Raw genomic sequence first — 2,529 nt, 5'->3', positions numbered from 1 at the left:
CGCGAATACGGTGTGTCAGTCAATTCATCTGTCACTGACCCACCGCATTCGCGAGCAAGCCCGCTCCCACATTTAGACCGTGGTGCATCAGGTAGATAAGCTTTGGCTTTGCACTTGATCTGGCTCTTGCTTCAACCACCCTCCTGGTCAGCCCCAAGACCGCCTCAACATTAACGTTGTGTAGATACCTATGGCCATTGCAGGCAAGCCAGCTCCCACAGGTTTGCTCAAAAGCTCAGGCGTCAAACCGCGCCCTAGCCGGGATTGAACCGGCATCCTGTTTCATGTGTGTTGTAATATATGGGGATAACTTCGCCAGTCTCCGCTGACTGCGCCACGAAACAGAGTGAAGTGTGATGCAGGCCACCCGTTTGACCTTGATTTGCCATGCCGTCACAACGCTGCAAAAGCACGGGCGGTTTCCCGATGACGAGTCTGTGGCGATGGATTGGCAGGGCGCCGCGTTATCCCTGGCCGGGCGTTTCAAGAAAACCATGCGCCTGGCGTGTGCGCCCGAGGCCAGAACCCGTCAGACCGCAGGCCTGTTCGGTGCCGACGCGCAGATCGACAGTGCTTTGCGTGACGCTGATTTCGGCGCCTGGAAAGGCCAGGCTATCGATCAATTGGCCCCGGACGCCCTGGCAGCCTGGATGAGCGACAGCACCGCCGCACCCCATGGCGGTGAATCGGTAGAGCGGCTATGCACGCGGGTTGGGCACTGGCTCAAATCCCTCGAAAGCCACCCCGGCCATGTCGTGGCCGTCACCCACCCCTTCGTGATCCGCGCCGCGATGCTGTACGTCCTGCAATTTCCCATCTCGATGTTTTACTTGATCGACGTCGAGCCGCTGTCCGCCACCGAGCTGCGTTTCAACACGGTATGGCGCCTGCGCCTGGAAACTCACGCCTAGGGCCATGAACATGGCAAAATCCACGCCCCGCAATGAGAGCACCCCATGAAACGCATCCTGATCATCGGCATCGGCGCCGGCAACCCTGACTACATCACGATGCAGGCCGTAAAGGCGCTGAACCGCACCGACGTGTTTTTTCTGATGGACAAGGGCCAGAGCAAAGACAAGCTGATCGACCTGCGCCGTGAGATCTGCGAAACCTACATCACCGAGCCCGGTTACCGTTTCGTCGAGGCCGACTGCCCCGAGCGCGTGCGCGGTGATATCGACTACACCACTGCCGTGCAAGACCTGAACCGCGACAAGCAGCAGACGTTCGAGCGCATGATCAACGAGCACATGGCCGACGGTGAAGTGGGCGCTTTCCTGGCCTGGGGCGACCCGGCGCTGTACGACAGCACCATCCGCATCCTGCAGGCGATTCTGGCCAGCGGCCGTTGTGTGTTTGAGTTCGAAGTCATCCCCGGCATCACCAGCGTGCAGGCCCTGGCGGCCCAGCATAAAGTGGCGCTCAACCGCATCGGTCGTTCCATCGAGATCACCACTGGGCGCCGGCTGGCGGCGGGGCAGGCGAGTGATGCCGACACCTTGGTGGTGATGCTCGATGCCGAGGACTCTTACCGCACTGTGGCCGACCAGGATATGGATATTTATTGGGGCGCCTACCTGGGCACGCCGGATGAAATTCTTATCAGCGGCAAAGTCAGCGAAGTGGCCGACGAAATCCAACGGGTGCGCAAGGCGGCGCGCCTGGAGAATGGCTGGATCATGGACACGTATCTGTTGCGCAAACCTTGAGGTTGATGCCCATGTTCAAATTGTTCGCCCTGGCGCTGGCGTTAGTCGCTGGTGCCGCCCACGCCGATAATGCCTTGCACACCGACTTGCCGTTGCCCTACCTGGAGCAGACGCAAAGTGACGCGCGCAATCAGCCGTTGGTGATCTTCCTGCATGGATTTGGCAGTAACGAGGAAGACTTGTTTGGTATCAAGGACGCGTTGCCGTCCACCTGGACCTATTTGTCGGCCCGCGCGCCGATGCCGGTGGACCCCAGTGGCTATCGCTGGTTTGCCAGGAAATCCGGTGAGGGTGATTACGACGGCGAGACCGCGGATTTGCAGCGCAGCGCCCAGCTGATTGAAGACTTTGTCAGCAAGGCCACGGCCAAGTACCACACCCACAGTGATCGGGTGTTTTTGGTAGGGTTCAGCCAAGGCGCGATCATGGCGTATGAAGTGGGCTTGCGAAAGCCTGCGCTGGTGCGCGGGATTGCGGCGCTGAGTGGCAGCGTGTTGCCGATGCTCAAGGCTGAGCTCAAGCCTGATGAGTCATTGAAGCGCCTGGCGATTTTTATCGGCCATGGCACCCTGGATCAGGCGCTGCCGTATGTGTCGGCCACCCGCGCCAATGAGGTGTTGCTGGGGCTGGGGTTGGAGCCTGAGTTTCATGGGTATAGGGGCATGCCGCATACCGTGAGCGAGGCTGAAATACAGGACCTCAAGGCCTGGCTGGAAAACAGCCTGAAGTAAATGAAGATCAAAATGTGGGAGCGGGCTTGCTCGCGAATGCGGTGTGTCAGTCAATTCATCTGTAACTGAGCTACCGCATTCGCGAG

At 59.4% G+C, this 2,529-nt stretch carries 3 protein-coding genes; all 3 read left to right on the top strand.

Translation table 11 applies throughout. The features are described from left to right. The first annotated feature begins 356 nt into the window (after positions 1-356). Genes ACTD9P_RS29480 through ACTD9P_RS29470 form a run of 3 tightly spaced genes read left to right on the top strand, consistent with a single transcriptional unit; the run spans position 357 to position 2,443 of the window. Positions 357-911 carry a histidine phosphatase family protein gene (locus ACTD9P_RS29480; RefSeq protein WP_438870404.1) on the top strand — a complete coding sequence of 185 codons (555 nt, stop codon included), beginning with the start codon at positions 357-359 and terminating at the stop codon, positions 909-911. Positions 912-956: 45 nt separating this feature from the next. Next, positions 957-1,712, top strand: coding sequence for a precorrin-6A synthase (deacetylating) (gene cobF / locus ACTD9P_RS29475; RefSeq protein ID WP_438870403.1), 756 nt, complete (start codon positions 957-959; stop codon positions 1,710-1,712). An 11-nt stretch (positions 1,713-1,723) separates the two neighbouring features. Next, a complete protein-coding gene (locus tag ACTD9P_RS29470) occupies positions 1,724-2,443 on the top strand; it encodes an alpha/beta hydrolase (protein ID WP_438870402.1) in 720 nt (239 codons plus the stop codon). The last annotated feature ends 86 nt before the right edge of the window (positions 2,444-2,529 follow it).

Source organism: Pseudomonas onubensis (genome assembly GCF_965653655.1).
Taxonomy (GTDB): Bacteria; Pseudomonadota; Gammaproteobacteria; order Pseudomonadales; family Pseudomonadaceae; genus Aquipseudomonas.
The sequence above is the reverse complement of the archived record's forward strand: the minus strand, read 5'-3'. Positions and strand labels throughout refer to the sequence as shown.

Excerpts from the sequence above, each read along its gene's own strand:
- ACTD9P_RS29480 (WP_438870404.1), top strand. The coding sequence starts at position 357 with ATGCAGGCCACCCGTTTGACCTTGATTTGCCATGCCGTCACAACGCTG.
- cobF (WP_438870403.1), top strand. The coding sequence starts at position 957 with ATGAAACGCATCCTGATCATCGGCATCGGCGCCGGCAACCCTGACTAC.
- ACTD9P_RS29470 (WP_438870402.1), top strand. The coding sequence starts at position 1,724 with ATGTTCAAATTGTTCGCCCTGGCGCTGGCGTTAGTCGCTGGTGCCGCC.